Origin of the sequence: Nocardia sp. JMUB6875 (genome assembly GCF_041154655.1) — a bacterium.
Lineage (GTDB): Bacteria > Actinomycetota > Actinomycetes > Mycobacteriales > Mycobacteriaceae > Nocardia.
In genome coordinates this window covers 58,067-75,937 of record NZ_BAAFGR010000013.1, presented here as the reverse complement: position 1 = coordinate 75,937, position 17,871 = coordinate 58,067, and the positions used below count along the sequence as shown (strand labels likewise).

15 protein-coding genes are annotated in these 17,871 nt (G+C 69.2%); 7 read left to right on the top strand and 8 right to left on the bottom strand.

Going from position 1 to position 17,871, the window contains the following annotated elements:
- The 4 genes from ACAM49_RS05695 to ACAM49_RS05680 form a co-directional block, all read right to left on the bottom strand.
- On the bottom strand, positions 1–511 hold a 511-nt coding region (locus ACAM49_RS05695; RefSeq protein ID WP_369634388.1), incomplete at its 3' end, for a universal stress protein.
- Between the two features lie 250 nt (positions 512–761).
- The gene (locus ACAM49_RS05690; RefSeq protein WP_369634387.1) at positions 762–1,451 is read right to left on the bottom strand and encodes an NUDIX domain-containing protein; all 690 of its coding nucleotides are present in this window, start codon (positions 1,449–1,451) and stop codon (positions 762–764) included.
- Positions 1,452–1,482: 31 nt separating this feature from the next.
- Entirely contained in the window at positions 1,483–1,971 is a 489-nt protein-coding gene (locus ACAM49_RS05685) for a hypothetical protein (RefSeq protein ID WP_369634386.1), read from the bottom strand.
- Positions 1,968–3,215 carry a hypothetical protein gene (locus ACAM49_RS05680; RefSeq protein ID WP_369634385.1) on the bottom strand — a complete coding sequence of 416 codons (1,248 nt, stop codon included), beginning with the start codon at positions 3,213–3,215 and terminating at the stop codon, positions 1,968–1,970. Before ACAM49_RS05680 ends, ACAM49_RS05685 begins: the two co-directional genes overlap by 4 nt.
- 178 nt (positions 3,216–3,393) lie before the next feature.
- On the opposite strand from ACAM49_RS05680, the gene ACAM49_RS05675 reads away from it, so the two are divergent.
- Complete coding sequence (locus ACAM49_RS05675) at positions 3,394–3,756, top strand: hypothetical protein (protein ID WP_369634384.1); 363 nt, start codon at positions 3,394–3,396, stop codon at positions 3,754–3,756.
- A gap of 21 nt (positions 3,757–3,777) precedes the next feature.
- Here ACAM49_RS05675 and ACAM49_RS05670 read toward each other — a convergent pair whose 3' ends face one another.
- Positions 3,778–5,094, bottom strand: a complete 1,317-nt coding sequence (locus tag ACAM49_RS05670) for an NtaA/DmoA family FMN-dependent monooxygenase (protein ID WP_369634383.1) — start codon at positions 5,092–5,094, stop codon at positions 3,778–3,780.
- Positions 5,091–6,062 carry an LLM class flavin-dependent oxidoreductase gene (locus ACAM49_RS05665; RefSeq protein ID WP_369634382.1) on the bottom strand — a complete coding sequence of 324 codons (972 nt, stop codon included), beginning with the start codon at positions 6,060–6,062 and terminating at the stop codon, positions 5,091–5,093. The genes ACAM49_RS05670 and ACAM49_RS05665 overlap by 4 nt, the downstream gene beginning before the upstream one ends.
- A gap of 171 nt (positions 6,063–6,233) precedes the next feature.
- Here ACAM49_RS05665 and ACAM49_RS05660 point away from each other — a divergent pair, with 171 nt between their 5' ends.
- The 6 genes from ACAM49_RS05660 to ACAM49_RS05635 all read left to right on the top strand — a co-directional run bounded on the left by ACAM49_RS05660 (position 6,234) and on the right by ACAM49_RS05635 (position 15,360).
- On the top strand, positions 6,234–7,157 hold the full coding sequence (locus ACAM49_RS05660; protein ID WP_369634381.1) for a hypothetical protein: 924 nt from the start codon (positions 6,234–6,236) through the stop codon (positions 7,155–7,157).
- Between the two features lie 193 nt (positions 7,158–7,350).
- Positions 7,351–9,342, top strand: coding sequence for a glycosyltransferase family 39 protein (locus ACAM49_RS05655; RefSeq protein WP_369634380.1), 1,992 nt, complete (start codon positions 7,351–7,353; stop codon positions 9,340–9,342).
- A 217-nt stretch (positions 9,343–9,559) separates the two neighbouring features.
- Positions 9,560–10,696, top strand: a complete 1,137-nt coding sequence (locus ACAM49_RS05650) for a BTAD domain-containing putative transcriptional regulator (protein ID WP_369634379.1) — start codon at positions 9,560–9,562, stop codon at positions 10,694–10,696.
- A gap of 148 nt (positions 10,697–10,844) precedes the next feature.
- On the top strand, positions 10,845–13,433 hold the full coding sequence (locus tag ACAM49_RS05645; protein WP_369634378.1) for an alkaline phosphatase family protein: 2,589 nt from the start codon (positions 10,845–10,847) through the stop codon (positions 13,431–13,433).
- A gap of 42 nt (positions 13,434–13,475) precedes the next feature.
- On the top strand, positions 13,476–14,711 hold the full coding sequence (locus tag ACAM49_RS05640) for a cytochrome P450 (RefSeq protein ID WP_369634377.1): 1,236 nt from the start codon (positions 13,476–13,478) through the stop codon (positions 14,709–14,711).
- A gap of 79 nt (positions 14,712–14,790) precedes the next feature.
- Positions 14,791–15,360, top strand: a complete 570-nt coding sequence (locus ACAM49_RS05635; protein WP_369634376.1) for a TetR/AcrR family transcriptional regulator — start codon at positions 14,791–14,793, stop codon at positions 15,358–15,360.
- A gap of 4 nt (positions 15,361–15,364) precedes the next feature.
- Here ACAM49_RS05635 and ACAM49_RS05630 read toward each other — a convergent pair whose 3' ends face one another.
- Together ACAM49_RS05630 and ACAM49_RS05625 are read right to left on the bottom strand one after the other, a co-directional pair.
- Positions 15,365–16,282, bottom strand: a complete 918-nt coding sequence (locus ACAM49_RS05630; protein WP_369634375.1) for an alpha/beta hydrolase — start codon at positions 16,280–16,282, stop codon at positions 15,365–15,367.
- A 4-nt stretch (positions 16,283–16,286) separates the two neighbouring features.
- Positions 16,287–17,750, bottom strand: coding sequence for a flavin-containing monooxygenase (locus tag ACAM49_RS05625; protein WP_369634374.1), 1,464 nt, complete (start codon positions 17,748–17,750; stop codon positions 16,287–16,289).
- Positions 17,751–17,871 lie beyond the last annotated feature (121 nt).

Below are 17,871 nucleotides of genomic sequence, written 5' to 3'. Positions count from 1 at the left end.
GGAGGGCGGGCTCGCTGACCTTGGGGCCGTCGACGCCGACGAGGATGGGGCGGGTGGGAAGGTCGGGCGGGAACGGGACGCCGTCGCGGACCACGACGAAGGGGCAGTGGGAGCGGCGGGCCAGGGCCGAGCTGACCGAGCCGAGCAGGGCGCGGCGCAGGGTGCCGCCGCCGCGGGCGCCGGAGACCAGTATGCGGGCGGAGTGGGTGCGCTCGAGCAGGGTCGGGATGACCGAGCCGGTGGCGAGTTCGGTGGTGACGGTGAGGTCGGGGGAGGCCTTGACGGCCTCCGCGGCGGCGGCCTCCAGCAGCCAGTTGGCGTGCTCCTCCAGGCGGGTGTAGTCCTCGGTGGTGAGGACGGTGCCCAGGCCGAGCCCCTCGTCGGGGCTGATCTCGAGGACGCGCAGCAGGTGCAGGGGCAGATGGTGGAGGACGGCGGCATTGGCGGCCCAGGCCACCGCGGAACCGGCCGATTCGTCCACGGCGACAACGACGGCTTCCCCGTTCGACATGCTGTGTCCTCTCTCCCAGTGGCGAATCCTGCGGTGCGGCTATGGGAATAGCTGAGCGGTCGCTATCGACCCTACGCCGGGATCGGCCGGGTGCGGGCGAGGGGCACAGCACCGCGAGTGTCGATTGCCCCGGGCGCGGCAGAAACAAACCCCGCGTCCCGGCCGAGGGGTGTACGGACTCGGCCGGGACGCGGGGGCGGGTCGTCGAGCGGCCCATGGGGACATCCTGATACCTCAACCTGGGTTGAGGTCAAGGCGAGGCGGCAGACCCGGGGAAGACCTGGTCGGCGTGCAGCAGGAGCTGGTCCTCCGGCCGCTGGTAGAACGGCAGTGGCCGAGTCGTCAACCGTGCGGTGCGACCGGTCGGTTCCCCCGACCGATGCAGCCAGACGAACCCCTGCCCCGCCACCTCCACTGTCCGCGGCAGCACTCGCCCGGACGACGCCCGAAAACCATTGTCCAGCACCAGATACACCGGCTGCGCCCGCAGCAGAGGCCACGCCCGCCGAAAATCCGGATGCAACGGCAGCGCCGCGACCTCCGCCTCCGGAACCCACCGCGCCGCCTCGGTCTCATGGTCGAGCCGAACCGGCAACGCGGTCCGCGCATCGGCCACGACCGTCGTGAAGATCCACCCGCCGAGCGCCCGCGTGGTCACCCGCTCCCCGCGGATCACAACCTCCCGGGGATCGATCCCGGCCTCCTCCCACGCCTCCCGCAGCGCGGCCTCGGCCGGTCCCTCGTGGCTGTCGCACGCACCGCCGGGAATCGTCCACGTCCCCCGGGTGTCCGCCCGCCCCCGCGCCCGCAACTGCAAAAGCACTGCGCAACCGGAGGATTCGGCCAGCGGTGCCCGCAGCAGCAGTCCGGCCGCCCCGTACCGCCCCCAATGCCGCACCCCGTCGAGGTCGCGAAACCACCCGTTGCCGTCGCCGCGCACGCCACCACTCTTCGACCGGAACCGGCCCGGGTCAAGGCCGTTCGGCCCCTTCGGGCCAGAGCACCGTCACCGGCATGCCGCGTTCCCGGGCGGTGGCGACCACATCGGCGGTGCCGCCGAAGCCTCGGGCGGGCAAACCGTCCCAGACCGCGAGGAGTTCATCGGATTCGTCGAGCATGCGGAGGCTGCCGGCCTGATGGGCCTCGGGATCGGAGGTCTCGCGGTCGAGTTCGATGACCCGGCTGGCGGCGGCAACGAGATGGTCGTACACCGGGTGATGCGATGCGGGCAGGCTGGCCCGGTACGTGCGCGCCGGAACGACCGCGACCAACCGGCCCCCGGCGTCCAGGATCGCCTGCGCGAACAGCGAATCCGGCCCGTCCGCAAGACAACTCACCCCGGTGAGCTCGGTCTCGCCCGGCCGAATGCGCAGGGCGACCTCGAGCCGCAGGGCCCGATCCACCAGCGCCAGCGTGCCGGCGGGCAGCCCGCGGTGCCCGGTGATGGCGACGCTCGTCATTGATCGTCTCGTCCGTAGAGGGTCGCGAGGGCGTCGTCGAGTGCCCTCGCTTCGACGGTACGCGCGGGCAGGTCAGCGCGGAATGCCCTGGCCAGCCGGGTGATTCGCTCACTGTGATAGGTGAGCCCGACCAGCAGCGCACCCGCCGCGAGAGAGCAGCCGCCCTCGATGTCGCCCGAGCGGGCCAGCACCTGGGCGTGCTCGACCTGGGCCAGCGCGCGCGGCTTCTCCGCGGTCAGGGCGGCGTCGGCGTTCTCGAAGGCGATGTGGGCCGCGCGATTGTCGCCCAGCCGGGTCAGCGCGCTGGCCTGATACCGGGCCGCCTTGGGTCCGTCGAACACGAACACCCACGGCCACTGCGGTTCTCCGCGCTGCCGATCCACCAGCCGCTCGGCGCGCCGCAAGGCCCCCAGCGATGCGGCCCGATCCCCGGTCGCCGCGTACGCGACCGCCAGCAGCGAGGACATCCACGCCCCGGCACTGTCGGGCACATCGGGACCCAGCTGCGAGGCGGCCGTGCGCAGCAAGGTCAAACCCGCTCTGGCGTCACCCATTTCGACCGCGTAATGCCCCAGGCTGGCCGTCATATAGGACACCAGCAGCGGATGATGCGTCCGCTCGGCATGCCGGATGGCCTCCACGTACCGCCGCCGCGCCGCCGCGTCATCCCCGCGATCGGCCGCCAACCACGCTGCCAGCCCGGCGATTTCGGACAGCGCCCGAAAACCCCCGGACGTGCGCAGCCGATCCCGCACCACCCCGGCCACCAGATTCAGATGCGCGTCCACCACCGGCGCCAGCCGGTCCGAGGGCACCGAGGATTCCATCCGCCGATAGTTGGCGGTCGGCCCGGCCATGGTGTCGATGAGCTCGGATTCGGTTGGCGCGGAATTACTCAGCACCACGTTGGCGGCCACCACCAGGGTGCTGGAAAGAAACTGCTTGCGGTTCACGGCCTCGTCATCCACCGGGCGATGCGGCGTCCGGAAGCCGAGTTCGGCATCGGTCGCCACATTCAGGACCGCCCGCAACGCGGCGCGGTAATGCTTTCTGGGCCATGTCGTTTCGCCTCGCTCCCACTTGCCGACGTGTCGTTCGTCGACGGCCCCCCGCTTGCTGGTGACCCGGAAGACGTGGTCGTTGACGGCATCCGCCAACTCCCGGCGAGTCATCGATTGTCCCGGCGCTCCGGGGGATTCCAGGCGCAGCCGAGCCTCGATGAGCAGCTCGTTCCGTCCGGTCACGGCATGCGGCCTCTCTGCTGGACCTATCCCGAGAATAGGTCTTCCACGGATTTGCCGCGCCGCCATGACCCCGATTTGCCCCGTACTTTCCCCACCGCACGCCATCGATCAAATCGGGCACGCGGACCAACCTTGAAGTCGGCACGGTCGCCGCAAGCGAAAACTCCAAGGAATAGCCATGACATCGGAACCCGGCGCGATCGGATGGTTGCGGAGCGACATATCCGGCGAACGTCAGCAATGGGATGAGGCCCGGATTCGCATAATGGCCCACCGCCTGGGCTACGACCTGCGCAAGACGGTGGTCTTCGGTCCCTGGACCGACCGACCGGTGCACCGACTCCGCGTCCTCGTCTCCCGCCTGGCCCTGGAGGCCGTCATCGTGCCCAGCGTCGACCACTTCGAAGGAGGCTGCGTCCCGGCCGAATTGGTAGCCGTCGCCGACATCATCACCGTGTCCCCGGAGAACACCTACGCCCGCTACGCCACCGGCGACCTGCCGGAGAGATTTCCGGCGCTGCCGCAGAAATTCGAGGCGTAGCGGGCGTAGGCGGTAGGCGCGTCAGCGCCTGGTAAGCGGCGGGCGAAGTCCGAGATGTTCGCGGAGGGTTTTCCCGGAATAGCTCGTCCGATACGAACCGCGGTCCTGGAGTTCGGGAATCAGGCGATCGACGATGTCGTCGAGACCGGTCGGGACCTTGTACGGGACAATGTTGAAGCCGTGGCTGGCGCCCTGGCGGACCCAGCGGGTCAGTTCGTCGGCGACCTGGCTCGGGGTGCCCGCGAAGCCGAAGCGGGCGGTGGTTTCGATGGCTACCTGGCGGAGGGTCAGGTTTTTCGAGTCGGCCAGTTCGCGCCACTGGGCCACGACGGTTTCGCGGTTCTGGCCGTCACGCTGGGCGCCGCGGGTGGATGAGATCACCGAGGGCTCAGGGTCTTCCGCGGGGAGCGGGCCGTCGGGGTCGAGGTGGGACAGGTCTCGTCCCCACACCTGACCGGCGAGGGAGAGGGCGGTGGCGCCGGTGATCTGTTGTTCGATCACCCAGCGGCGCTTCTCCTCGACCTCGGATTCGTTGTCCGCCAGCACGATCTGGGTGCCGGGGAGGATGCGGATGTCATCGGCGGGGCGGCCCGCCGCGACCAGGCGGGTGCGGATGTCGTTCGCGAAATCCAGGGCAGCGTCGAAATGGGTTCCGAAGGGGGAGAAGATGACTTCCGCCTGACCGGCCGCGAAGTCGCGCCCGGCGGGGGAGACGCCCGCCTGGAAGATCACCGGATGACCCTGGGCGCTGCGCGGGACGGTCGGGGTGATGGCCACCTTGAACTGGGTGCTGTCGTGTTCGACCGTGCGCACCTCGGTGTCGGACCAGGCGTCCCAGATCTCCCGGGCCAGGCTCAGGAATTCGGCTGCGCGCTCGTAGCGCAGGGCGTGGTCCAGGAAGCCGCCGCGCCGGAAATTCTCACCGGTCCAGGCATTGTCGGTGGTCACCACGTTCCAGCCCGCGCGCCCGCCCGACAGCATATCCAGGCTCGACAGCCGCCGCGCCAGGTCCGCGGGCTCGTTGTAGGTGGCATTCTGCGTGGCCACCAGCCCGATCCGGTGCGTGAGCCCGGCCAGCGCCGCCAATTGCGTGATGGCGTCGGGCCTTCCGGCGATATCGGTGTCCAGCAGCTGCCCGTCCTGCTCGCGCAGCCGCAGGCCCTCGCCCAGGAAGAAGGCGTCGAACAGCCCGCGCTCGGCGGTGGTGGCGACGTGGCGGAAGGATTCGAAGTCGATCTGCGACCCGCTGCTCGGATCCGACCAGACGGTGTGGTGATTGACGCCCTGGAAGAAGACGCCGAAATGCACCTGGGCGTCGGGGAAGGGGACCTCGGTCATCGGGCGAGCTCCTTGGCGTAGCGGTTGACGGGACGGGGCAGGCCGAGATTCGCGCGCAGCGTCGAACCCGGGACCGGGCGATGGGCGAGGCCGGTGCGCAGCAGGGCGGGCAGGACGTAGCGGGCCAGGATCGGGAGGGTCTCGTCGACGACGGCCGGACGCAGGCGGACGCCGTCGGCGATCGGGGCGAGCTCGGTCAACTGGGCGACCAGGTCGGCGGCCGCGGCCGGGGTGTCGGCGGTGGTGTCCAGGTCGACCAGCACCCGCGAAATACCCGCTGCCCGTGCGCCTTCGACCGCCTCACGGATCTCCGGCAGCGTCGCGCCGCCGACCAGTGCGACATCGATGCTCTCGGAATCCTCCGCGCCGTAACCGAATACGACGACCTGCCCCTGCGGCGGGCGCGGCACGATCGCCGGACCCTTCACCGAGAAGGTCTCGCCGATGAAGTCGATGTGATGCAGCTTCTCCCGATTCAGGAACTTCCCGGCCGCGTAGTCGCGGATCACCGCGTCGTCTTCCCACGAATCCCACAGTCGCCGTGCGACTTCGATGGAATCGACCCGCTCGCGCCACAGCTCGGCCGGGGTGGTGCGCGGGGTGGCGCCCCAGGTCCGCGCCGCGCCCGGATCGTCGACGGCCAGCCATCCGGCCCGCCCGCGCGAGGCGTAGTCCAGGCTCGCCAGCTGGGACGAAACATGAAAGGGCTCAGCGTAAGTCGCGGCGATGACCGGGACCAGGCCGAGGGTGCTGGTGGTGGCCGCGACGAAGGCGGCGCGGACGCTCGCGTCCAGCCGGCCGCCGGGTTCGGGGCCCGGATCGATGGAATCGCCGATGGTCGCGAAGGTGAATCCCGCGTTCTCGGCCGCGTGGACCCGCGCGCGCCACGCGGCGGGGTCGGGGGCGGCCCCGTCGAGTTCGATTCCCAACGCGAACAGGTCCGTTCGAAGTGCGCTGTCGCTCGCCATAGGTTGGACGATTGTCGAACCGGGCGTGGGCGGCCACTGTTGCCTTCACCGTGATCCGAACCCGGGCAGCCAGTAGTGACCCAGCTCACTGCGCGACCGCTTGCATATACCCCTAGGGGGTATTAACTTCGTCATTCGTAAGGCACCGAAAGCAGTTGAGAGGACACAGAAATGACCACCCAGGCCCACGCCGGACATCACAACCACGCTGCTCACGGTGACCACGCTGCCCACACCGAGCATGCGGCCCACACCGATCATGCCGCGCACGCCGCCCACGTGGTGCATGCCGCGCACGGCGATCACGCCAACCATGCCGCGCACGCCGGGCACGACGCGCACGCCGCGCACGGTGGCCACGCGCACGGCGGCCACGACGCGGGCGTACCGGGCGGCCTGCAGGTCACCCAGGACGGCTACACCCTCGAGCTGGCCGAAAAGGTTGTCGCCACCGGCGAAATCGAATTCCGCTTCCGCATCCTGGGCCCGGACGGCCTGGCGGTCAACGACTTCGACGCCATCCACGACAAGGAACTGCACCTGATCGTGGTGCAGCGCGAGCTCACCGGCTTCTGGCACGTCCACCCGGAGCGCGCCGCCGACGGCACCTGGGCGGTCAAGCTGAACCTCCCCGTGGCGGGCGCCTACCGCGCCTTCACCGATATCGCCCCCAAGGCGCTCGGCAAGACCATCACCCTCGGTGCGGATTTCGCCATCGCCGGTGACTACCGGCCGCAGACCGCGCCGGAGCCCAAGCGCACCTTCGACGTCGACGGCTACGAGGTCACCCTGGACGGCGACCTGGTCGCGGGCGAGGGGCAGCTGCTCACCCTCACCGTGCGCAAGGACGGCGAACTCGTCACCGACCTGCAGCCCTACCTCGCGGCCTACGGCCACCTGGTGATCCTGCGCGCCGGCGATCTGGCCTACGTCCACGTGCACCCGAACGGCGAGCCCGGCGACGGCGTCACCGCCCCCGGCCCCGAAATCACCTTCCACACCGCGGTTCCCGGCCGCGGCACCTACCGCCTGTTCCTCGATTTCAAGCACGGCGACCAGGTCCGCACCGCCGCCTTCACCCTCCCCACCGCCTGACCCGAACGCAGGTCCGGCACTCCGAAAAGGGCACCCCGCAACGGGTGCCCTTTCGCTGTTTCTCCAGGTGAACAGCCCCGCAGCACCTCTCACAGGGAACTCCCAGCCGACCTGAAGCTCGGTGGAAATACGGGCACATAGGCTCCGCACCGTCACAGAGGGAACCGGTCGGGGACAAAGGAAGGCAGGTGGCATGACGGCCATCACCGGCGTCGACTCCACGCCAGTGCGGGACGGTCGCGAAACAGCGACCGGCGACGCGAGCAACGGCACGTCTCGATGGCCGACCCTGCTCGCCCCGCCCGGCAGGCCGCGCTGGGAGCGTGCCGCCACCTTCTCGCTGTTGATCGCGACCGCCGTCGTCTATCTGTGGGGGCTCGGCGGGGCGGGTTGGGGGAACGGGTATTACGCGGCCGCGGTGCAGTCGGGGACGCAGAGTTGGGAGGCGCTGCTGTTCGCGTCGCTGGATCCGCAGAACTCGATCACCGTGGACAAACCGCCCGCCGCCATGTGGGTGATGGGCTTGTCGGGCAGGATCTTCGGGTTCGATTCGTGGTCGATGTTCGTACCGCAGGCGCTCATGGGTGTGGCGGCGGTGGCGCTGCTGATCGCCGCGGTGCGGCGCTGGGCCGGACCGGTCGCCGGACTGCTCGCGGGCGCGGGGCTGGCCGTGACGCCGGTGGCGGCGATGATGTTCCGGTTCAACAATCCGGACGCGCTGATGCTGCTGCTCCTGGTGGCCGCCGCGTATTGCACGGTGCGTGCCATCGACACACGCGGGGAACGATTTTGGTCCGGCAGTACCGGCTGGCTGGTCGGGGCGGGCGTGCTCATGGGCTTCGGGTTCCTGGCCAAGATGATGCAGGCATTCCTGGTGCTGCCCGGGCTGGCGCTGGTGGTGCTGGTGGCCGGTGCGGGCGGATGGCGCACGCGTGCAGGGCAATTGGCGGCCGCGGCGGTGGCCGTGGTGGCGTCCTCGGGCTGGTACGTGGCGCTCGTCGCGCTGTGGCCCGCCGGATCTCGGCCCTACATCGGTGGTTCCACGAGCAACAGCCTGTGGGAACTGGCCGTCGACTACAACGGCCTCGGCCGCGTCTTCGGCAATCACAATGGGGGAGGCGCACATCGGCCGACGCCGACGGCGGTGCCGGATCCGGTGCAGCATGCCGCGGATCAGATGCCGCGCGGTGGATTCGGCGGCTTCGGCTCACAGCCGGGCATCACCCGCCTGTTCACCGGCGAGCTGGCCACCGAGTTCTCCTGGCTGCTGCCCGCCGCCCTGATCGCCCTGGTCGCCGGACTCTGGCTGACCCGCAAGCAACCCCGCACCGACCGAATTCGCGCCGGACTGCTGCTGTGGGGCGGCTGGCTGCTGGTCACCGCGGCCGTGCTCAGCTACATGAGCCGCAGCTTCCACTCCTACTACTCCATGGAACTGGTCCCGGCCATGGCCGCCGTGGCCGCCATCGGCGCGACCCAATTGTGGCAGCGCCGTGAGCATCTCGCGGCCCGCGGCACCCTCGCCGCCATGCCCCTGGTCACCGGAATCTGGTCGTTCGTACTGCTGCACCGCACGCCCGAATGGCTCCCCTGGCTGCGCTGGACCCTGGTGGCGCTGGCCGTCCTCGCGGCCGCCGCGCTACTGCTCACCCCGAAGCTGCCCCGATTCGCGCTCGCCACAGCCATTTTCGCCGTGCTCGCCGGACTGCTCGGCCCCACCGCCTACACCCTCGAGACGGTCGCCGGAGTACACCAGGGCGGCAGCCCGACCGCAGGTCCGGCCCGCAGCGGGCGCGGCAGCCAATACGGCGGTCAGGGAGCCGGTGTGAGCGATCCCCGAATCATCGCCCTCATCGATGCCACCGACGCCCGCTGGGCCGCCGCCGCCCAGGGCGCGCAGGACGTCAGCACCCTCGAATTGACCACCGGCAAGCCCCTACTCGCCGTCGGCGGCTTCAGCGGCCGCGACCCTTCCCCAACCCTGTCCCAATTCCAGCAGTACGTCGCCGACCACCAGATCGGCTACTACCTGACCCGCCAGCGCCAGAACCAGGGCGGCAATCCCCAGCCCTACGGCGGCAACTCCGGCCCCGAATCCACCTCCGCGCAGATCGCCGCGTGGGTGAAGGCCAACTTCCCGGTCACCACGATCGGCAATGTGGAGGTCTCCACCCTCAACCCGTAACGGCCGGATCCGCCGAATTCGCCGCCGCGTATTAGTGCACACACCCTCCCGGGCGCCGCGGCCTCGGTGCATGCTCGTCTGTATCCCGGCCCGGGTGGAACGAATTCGGCCCGGGAACCGACCTGGTCTGTGGAGGAAATCGTTGGATGCGATGGGCGGGGCGGCCGTGGAAAGTTACAGTGACGGGCGAGAAGCTGGGCCGGGCGGGAGGTCGGCAATGGGTGAGGTGCGGGCGCAGGTGGGGGTGCTCGGGCCGGTGCGGCTGACCATCGACGGGGTGGAGCAGCAGCTGGGCGGGCCCAAGCAGCGTGCGGTGCTGGCCTATCTGGCGATCAACGCCAACCGGCCGGTATCGGTCGAATCCCTGGCCAGCGCGGTCTGGGAGGACAATCCGCCGCCCGACGTCCGGGTCAGCCTGCACGCCATCGTCTCCAATCTGCGCAAGCCCCTGCGCGACGGCGGCATCGACGCCCGGAACATGCTGCAGCACATGGGCACCGGCTACCGCATCGTGGTCGACGATGCCGCCTGCGACGTCTTCCGCTTCCGCGCCCGCCGCGAGAACGGCATGCGCGCCCTGGCCGCGGGCCGCTTCGCCGCCGCCACCTCCGCACTGTCGGAGGCCCTGGCCCAGTGGCGCGGCCCGGTGCTGTCGGATCTGCGCGGCCTCGGTTTCGCCGACGCCTACGCCGTGGCTCTCGACGATGAACGCATCGGCGTCATCGAGGCCCGCGCCGAGGCCGATATCGCCCAGGGCCGCGCCGAGAACGTGGTCGCCGAACTGAACCTGCTGGTGCGCGATCATCCACTGCGCGAATCGCTCTGGGAGCAGCTGATCACCGCGCTCTACATGACCGGCCGCCAATCCGACGCCCTGGAGGCGGCCCGCCGCCTGCGCGCCATCCTCGCCGAGGAGCTGGGCATCGATCCCGGCCACCGCATCCGCGAACTGGAATCCCGCATCCTGCGCCAGGATCCGCTGAGCGTGCGCGCGGTCGGCGCGGCCTCGGCCACCCGCGCCACCACCATCGTGGACCGCAGCTGGCACGAACCGCAGGCGCTGCTGCGCGACCGCTTCGGCCACGTCTATCCGGTGGTCGGCTCCACCACCCGCATCGGACGCCTGTCCGACAATGACATCGCGCTGCCCGACGGCCGGGTCAGCCGCCATCACGCGCTCGTCATCGACAATGGCCACACCTGGGTGGTCAAGGATCTGAACTCCTCCAACGGCGTCTTCATCAACGGCCAGCGCGTCATGGACAGCGGTCTGCTCTCCGACGGCGCGGTGCTCCGCATCGGCGATACCGAGCTGGTATTCGTCTTGGTACGCACCGAGGACAACGGTGGCTGAACAGGAGTGAATCCCACGTGACCGATCCGCGACTTCCGGAGCCAATGATTAACTGACCCTTCATTGCTGATCCCCCTCACCGCCACGAACCCCCAAGCTCGGTCGGCGATCCTCGGTGATAGCCGTTCCTATGCTCGTAGGGGAGATCATGGATCGGAGGCGCTTTCTGAAGCACGCCGCGCACTTGGGTGGTGCGGCCGGAGCCATGTCGATGCTCCCGCCGAGCCTGGTTCAGGCCTGGGCGGAACCGGCCCCGCCCGGCGGCTGGGACCGCATCGAACACGTGGTGATCCTCATGCAGGAGAACCGGTCCTTCGACCACTACTTCGGCGGCATGGCCGGGGTCCGCGGCTACGCCGACCTCAACGCGCTGCAACTGTCCACCGGACGCTCGGTCTTCCACCAGCCCGACGGCGGGCGCACGGTGCTGCCGTACCTCACCACGCTGCAGAACATCGACGGCACCGACCACGGAACCCGCACCGGCCATGACGCTTTCGCCGCGGGCCGCCACGACGCCTGGATCGCCGCCAAGGGTGAGGGCACCATGGTCGGCTACGACCGCGACAGCCTCGCCTTCTACTACCAGCTGGCCGAGGCGTTCACCGTCCTGGACGGCTACCACTGCTCGGTCAACGGGCCCACCGACCCCAACCGCATGTACCTGTTCAGCGGCACCGTGCAGAACCCCCTCGCCCTGGACAATTACGCGGAATCGCTACAGGTCTCGCTGTTCGCCGACGATTCGAAACTGCGCTGGATGCGCAGCCTGCCGGTCGCCGGGATCGTGGACGCCGTGCTGGGCCTGGTGCACGGCGTGACCAGCGCGCTGCCGCAATCGGTGGCCCAGGCACTGGCCGGGATGGTCACCCCGCGCAGCGGCAATCTGTTCCTCTACGACGCACTGCTCAGCCCCGACGCCGGGCGCTACGTCAACGACGTCATCTTCGGACTGCCCTGGACCACCTACGCCGAACGCCTGCAGGAACGCGGCATCGGCTGGCGGGTCTATCAGGAGTGGGACAACTACACCGACAACGCGCTCGACTTCTTCCTGCCGTTCCGCAATGCCGCGCGTTCGGCGCTGAAGTACACCAACGGCGGCGGCGGGCTCGCCTTCGAGAACTTCTTCCGGTATTACAGTGACCTGCAACGGGATCCGAGCCTGGAGCCCGCCTACGCCGCCGATCTGAAGCGCGGCATGGACGAGCTGACGCCGGGGCAGCGGACGCTGGTCGAGCAGGGGCTGCTGCGGGCGCGCGAGGGCACCCTGGTGGAGTCCTTCCGCACCGATGTCGCGACGGGCAAGCTGCCCACGGTGTCCTGGATCGTCGCGCCCTATGTCGACTGCGAGCATCCGGTCATGGGGCCGCGCAATGGTCAGGCCCTGGTCCACGGCGTGCTGGAGGCGCTCGCCGAACATCCGGACGTGTGGAACAAGACCGTCTTCATCCTCAATTACGACGAGAACGACGGCTATTTCGACCATGTCCCCGCCCCGACCCCGCCGCCCGGCACGAGCGGCGAGTACTTCGGGCAGCACAATGTCGGCCTCGGGGCGCGCACCCCGGCGATCATCGTCTCGCCGTGGAGCAAACAGGCGGTCTGCTCCGAATTGTTCGACCACACGTCGGTTTTGAAGTTCCTCGAACGCGTCACCGGCGTGGCCGAACCGAATATCAGCCCGTGGCGGCGCCAGATGTGCGGCGACCTGTCCTCGCTGTTCGACTTCGGCTCGAAGCGCAGCCTCATCCTGCCCGCCACCGCCGCGCGCGCCGACCAGCCCATGTCCGGTGTGGCGCAACCGCTTCCGTTCGTACAGCGGATGCCCAAGCAGCAGACCGGCCGCCGAGCGCGGGTGCCGCTGCCGTACAAGTTGCAGGCCCGCTGTGCCCCGAACGGTACCGGCGGGATCACGCTCACCATCGACAATGGCGGCACCGGCGCGGCGCACTGCCGGGTGCATCCGAACGCCTTCGTCGCGGATTACACGCCGACCCGCTTCGATGTCACCGGCGGCGGCACGGTCACCCGTGAGCTTCCGTCCGTGAACGGACGCTACGACTACACGCTCTACGGCCCGGACGGCTTCCAGCGCCGCTTCGCCGGTGATCTCCAAGAGTCCTGTGCCGCACTGAGAGTCACCGCCACCGCCGCGACCTCGGGCCCGCGCAAGCTCGCGTGGTCGTTCGAGAACGGTGGGACGCAGCCCGTTTCGATTCGGGTGGTCGCCAACGCCTACCGCAATGACGGCCCCTGGATCATCGAGGTGGGCGCGGGCAAGACCGAACGGCGAGACATGCCCTGCGACAACGACACCGTGGGTGCGGGCTGGTACGACCTCACCGCGACCGCTGATCTCGATGCCGGATTCCTGTGCCGGGTACGAGGATTCGTCGAAACCGGAGACGCGGGCACGACGGCTGACGATGCCGCCCCGTTCGATCGCTTGCTGCTGGACCGCTCGATGTACGAACCCGGCCGCGACCTGGTCGTCAGTTACAGCCTCGCGGCCCCGACGGTCGGGCACAGCCTGGCGGTGTACCCCGAGTCCGGCGGATTCATCCGGACGGTGTCCGCGACCTCGGCCCTGAACACCCTGCCCCTGAGCGACGGCGTCACCCGCGACGAGGTGATCTTCCCTGCGAGTGGGCTGGGACGCGGGACCTACGCCCTGCATCACCTCGATGATGCGGGCCGCCCGCTGGCCCATCCGGTTCGATTCCGGGTTTTGTAACAAGTTCTAGACAGATTAGCAGTTTTGTCTTACCGTCGATCCATGAGTTCAACGGCGTCTCATGCGGTGCGATTCGAGCTGCGGTCCGGGGAAACCTGGCGCGATCCCTACCCCATGTATTCCCAACTGCGCGACCACGATCCGGTCCACCGGGCCATCCCGGAGGGCCGCGAATCCGACGACTTCTACGTGCTCTCCCGGCACGCGGACGTCTACGCGGCCGCCCGCAACCCCGAGGTCTTCTCCTCGGCCTCCGGTCTGACCGTCGACTACGCCGACCTGGTGTCCTCGATCCTGGGACCGGTCAGGCCGTTCGTCTTCATGGACCCGCCCGAGCACACCGACTTCCGCCGCCGGGTATCCCCGGGATTCACACCGCGCCAGGTGAATTCGGTCGAGCCCGCGGTGCGCAAGTTCATCGTCGAACGCATCGAGCGCCTGCGCGCCGGGGGCGGCGGCGACATCGTCAAGGACCTGTTCAAGCCGCTGCCCACCATGGTCGTGGCCCACTACCTCGGTGTGCCGGAACAGGATTGGGACAAGTTCGACGGCTGGACCGAGCGCATCGTGGGCGGCGCGGTCGAGGGCGCGGGCCTGGCCGCGGGCGGACAGGACGGCTTCGCCGCCGTCGGTGAACTGGCCGCCTACTTCGCCGAACTCATCGAACGACGGCGGGCCGAGCCCGGCGACGACACCATCTCCCATCTGCTCGCCTCCGGCCTCGGCGCGGAGGGCGACAACGAGGGCATCGTCGCGATCCTCGGCTTCGCCTTCACCATGATCACCGGCGGCAACGACACCACCACCGGAAACCTCGGCGGCGCGGTGCAATCGCTCACCGCCAACCCGGACCAGCGCCGCCTGCTGGTGGAGAACCCGGCCCTCATCCCGGACGCCATCGAGGAATTCCTCCGCATGACCTCCCCGGTCCAGGGCCTGGCCCGCGCCACCACCCGCGACGTGGAACTGCACGGCGTCACCATCCCCGCCGGCCGCAAGGTCCTACTCCTCTACGGGTCGGCCAATCGCGACGAACGCGAATTCGGCCCCACCGCAGCCGAACTCGATGTCCGCCGCAACCCCAAACGCATCCTCACCTTCAGCCACGGCCACCACCACTGCCTGGGCGCGGCCGCGGCGCGCATGCAGGCCCGCGTGGCCCTGGAGGAACTCCTCTCCCGCTGCCCAGACTTCACCGTCGACCTCGACGCCGTGACGTGGTCCCACGGCAACTACGTGCGCTGGCCCGTCTCCGTCCCCTTCCACCCCACCGCCTAGCATCGCCGAGTGGCACACCATCGAGGGGATTTGTCGGAATCGGCCTCGAGGATGTGCCACTCGACGGGAAGGAAATGGCATGAGTCGCGGCTGGCTGGCGGATGATCGCGCGGATCTGGCTGCCGAGCGGATTCTCGATGCGGCGGCGCGGCTGTTTGCCGAGCGCGGGGTTACCGCTGTGGGGATGGGGGACATCGCCACAGCCGCCGGGTGTTCTCGTGCGACGCTCTACCGGTACTTCGAGAACCGGCAGGCCGTGCGCCTCGCCTTCGTGCATCGCGAGACCCGGCGCATTGCCGCGGACGTCTTCCAGAAGGTCGGCGAGATCGCCGACCCCGGCGAGCGGGTTGTCGCCGCCATGCTCGGATCGATCGCCGCGGTTCGCGCCGACCCCATGCTCATCGCCTGGTTCCGGCCCGGCGAATCGGGTGCGGCGGGGCGCATCAGCCAGGACTCCGACGTCATCGAATCCATTGCGGCGGGCCTGTTCACGCCCACCGCCCTCACCGATCCGGAGCGCAGCCGCCTGGCGCGCTGGCTGACCCGCATCATCGTCTCGTTCCTCGCCGCGCCCGGGCGCGACGAGGACGAGGAGCGGGCCATGCTGGAGGAATTCGTGGTGCCGGTGATCAGCCGCGCCTTCGTCTGAGCGGTCAACGCCCGGCACGATGGCCGGTGCGGTGGCCGAAGATGGCGTCGGACAGGGCGATCGACAGGTCTGCGACGGCGTCGCGGGCGACGGCCATCGGCATGGCGTGGAAGACGTGCCAGAGCCTGCGGTACTCCCGATGCCGCAGGGGCGCTGCCGATTTCGTCGCATGCTCGGCGAAGCGGCGGGCGTCCCCGGCCAGCAGGTCATCGCCCGCCGAATGCAGGACGATGGGCGGCAGCCCGGTGATGTCGCGGTAGAGCGGGGACCTGGCGCGGCGCTCGGCTTCCGGGACACCGGGCAGATACGCGTCCATGAACTGAGCCATGAGCGGCGGGTTCAGCAGGGGCTCGCGGCTCGGATCGCAGTGGAACGCCGAGGAATCCGCCGACAGATCCAGCACCGGGCAGACCAGGCCGAGTATCGCGGGCTGCGGCCAATGCTTGTCACGCAGTCGCAGGGCGAGATCGAGGGCCAGGCCGCCACCTGCCGAATCGCCCACCACCGCAATGCGTTCGGCAGGAATTCCTCGAGCGAGCAATGCGCGATACGCGGCCATGGTGTCGTCGATGGCGGCCGGATACGGGTGCTCGGGAGCCAGGCGGTAATCGAGCGCGTAAACGGTCGTGCCCATGGCGGCCGCGAGCGCGCCGGTGAGGGTGCGCACCATGCGCGGCATGCCGATGACATAGCCGCTGCCGTGCAGGTAGAGCACTGCGGCATCGGCGGGAGCACCTCGCGGCGTGAGGGTTTCGACCGGGACGCCGCCGAGTCGACCGGTCTCGACGGCGACACCTTTGGGCGCGCGGGCGAAGGTGGTGCCCGCGCCGACCCGGGCGCGCACCCGGGACCAATCGGGGGCCGGGCCGAACCACCAGCGGCCCACTATCCGGGATACGAAGCGCCAGAACGCTATTTCCACGACGTCACTTCCGGCTCTCGACGCGTTGCCCGAGTTCGTAGTCGACCGGGTCCGGGGTGCTGCGGATCAGCTTCTCGTAGCGGCCGGGTGTCCAGGGCCAGAGGGCGGGCAGGCCGTCCTTGCCCAGGTACCAGCTGGTGCAGCCGGTGGTCCAGACCGTGCTCGGGGCCGCCGCGCGCATACGCGCGTTGTAGCGGTCGGTGGCGGCGCGGGTCGGGGCCACGGTGGCGAATTCGCCTGCCTGCCAGCGCTTCAGCCAGGTGACTATGCGGGCGGACTGGGCTTCGGCCACCGCGGTGAGAGGGTGGTTGGCGAAGGGGCTGTGCGGGCCCACGAGCATGAACAGGTTGGGGAAGTCGGGCATCATGACGCCTTCGAAGGCGCGCGGGCCCTCCGACCACGCCTGGTCCAGGGTACGGCCGTCGGTGCCGGTGATGGCCATCGGACGCATGAAGGCCTGGGAATCGAATCCCGTTGCCAGTACCAGGATGTCGAGCTCGTGTAGTTGGCCGTCCGCGGTGACCACGCCGCGCGGCTCGACGTGGTCGATGCCCTCGGTCACCAGCGACACGTCCGGTCGCTGCACAGCCTTGTAGAAGCGGTCCGATACCACCAGTCGCTTGCACATGGCCTGATAGTCCGGCGTCAGCTTGCGGCGCAGCTCAGGGTCCTTGACGGACTGCAGGTTTCGCTCGACCACCCATTGGATGAAGCGGCGCACCCGGCCCGGATGCACCAGCCCCTGCGAGAAGACCGCGAACGCCGCGCGATTGAACCAGTAGGGGACCACACCCAGCGCAGGCAGTCGCCGGTACAGCGTCTTCGCCACCGGGGAGTACGCGCGGTTGACCGTCGGCAGAATCCACTGCGGGGTGCGCTGGAACAACACGACTTCCGGTACCCGGCCCGCCAGCGCGCTCACCAGTTGCGTTCCGGTCGAGCCGGTTCCGATCACGCCGACCCGCTTGCCGTCCAAGTCGATGTCGTGCCGCCAGCGTGCGGAATGCATGACGATGCCGCCGAATTCGTCCAGGCCCTTGATATCCGGCTGGTTCGGATGATGCAGGAATCCGGTCGCGCACATGACGAAGTCGAAGCGTTCGGTCTGCCCGTCCGAGGTGCCGACCCGCCATCCCGTCCCGTCGAACTCCGCGCCGACGACCTCGGTGCCGAAGCGCGTCCGCGCCTGTAACCCGTGCTCGCGCGCCACCCCGACCAGATACCGCTTGATCTCCGGCCCGGCCGAATACAGCTGCGTCCATTCGGGATTCATGGCGAAAGTGAATTGGTAATACCGCGAGGGCACATCGCACACCAGCCCCGGATAGCTGTTGTCCCGCCAGGTGCCGCCGTAATCATCGGCCTTCTCGAAGATAGTGAACTCGGTGAATCCCGCCTGCTGCAGGGCGACGCCCATGCAGATCCCGGAGATTCCGGCACCCACGATGGCGATCCGCGGTGTGTTCATGGGACGGCAGCCTAGACACGTGTCTCTCGTACGGGAGGGCGTTTCACGGAAATCGGTAGACATTCCGTCATTCGCTAGACGCAGTGTATAGCGAGTGCTACCGTGTGCGCCAGATCACAAG

Excerpts from the sequence above, each read along its gene's own strand:
- ACAM49_RS05655 (WP_369634380.1), top strand. The coding sequence starts at position 7,351 with ATGACGGCCATCACCGGCGTCGACTCCACGCCAGTGCGGGACGGTCGC.
- ACAM49_RS05640 (WP_369634377.1), top strand. The coding sequence starts at position 13,476 with ATGAGTTCAACGGCGTCTCATGCGGTGCGATTCGAGCTGCGGTCCGGG.
- ACAM49_RS05670 (WP_369634383.1), bottom strand. The coding sequence starts at position 5,094 with ATGACCGAGGTCCCCTTCCCCGACGCCCAGGTGCATTTCGGCGTCTTC.
- ACAM49_RS05650 (WP_369634379.1), top strand. The coding sequence starts at position 9,560 with ATGGGTGAGGTGCGGGCGCAGGTGGGGGTGCTCGGGCCGGTGCGGCTG.
- ACAM49_RS05645 (WP_369634378.1), top strand. The coding sequence starts at position 10,845 with ATGGATCGGAGGCGCTTTCTGAAGCACGCCGCGCACTTGGGTGGTGCG.
- ACAM49_RS05660 (WP_369634381.1), top strand. The coding sequence starts at position 6,234 with ATGACCACCCAGGCCCACGCCGGACATCACAACCACGCTGCTCACGGT.
- ACAM49_RS05635 (WP_369634376.1), top strand. The coding sequence starts at position 14,791 with ATGAGTCGCGGCTGGCTGGCGGATGATCGCGCGGATCTGGCTGCCGAG.
- ACAM49_RS05685 (WP_369634386.1), bottom strand. The coding sequence starts at position 1,971 with ATGACGAGCGTCGCCATCACCGGGCACCGCGGGCTGCCCGCCGGCACG.
- ACAM49_RS05625 (WP_369634374.1), bottom strand. The coding sequence starts at position 17,750 with ATGAACACACCGCGGATCGCCATCGTGGGTGCCGGAATCTCCGGGATC.
- ACAM49_RS05665 (WP_369634382.1), bottom strand. The coding sequence starts at position 6,062 with ATGGCGAGCGACAGCGCACTTCGAACGGACCTGTTCGCGTTGGGAATC.
- ACAM49_RS05675 (WP_369634384.1), top strand. The coding sequence starts at position 3,394 with ATGACATCGGAACCCGGCGCGATCGGATGGTTGCGGAGCGACATATCC.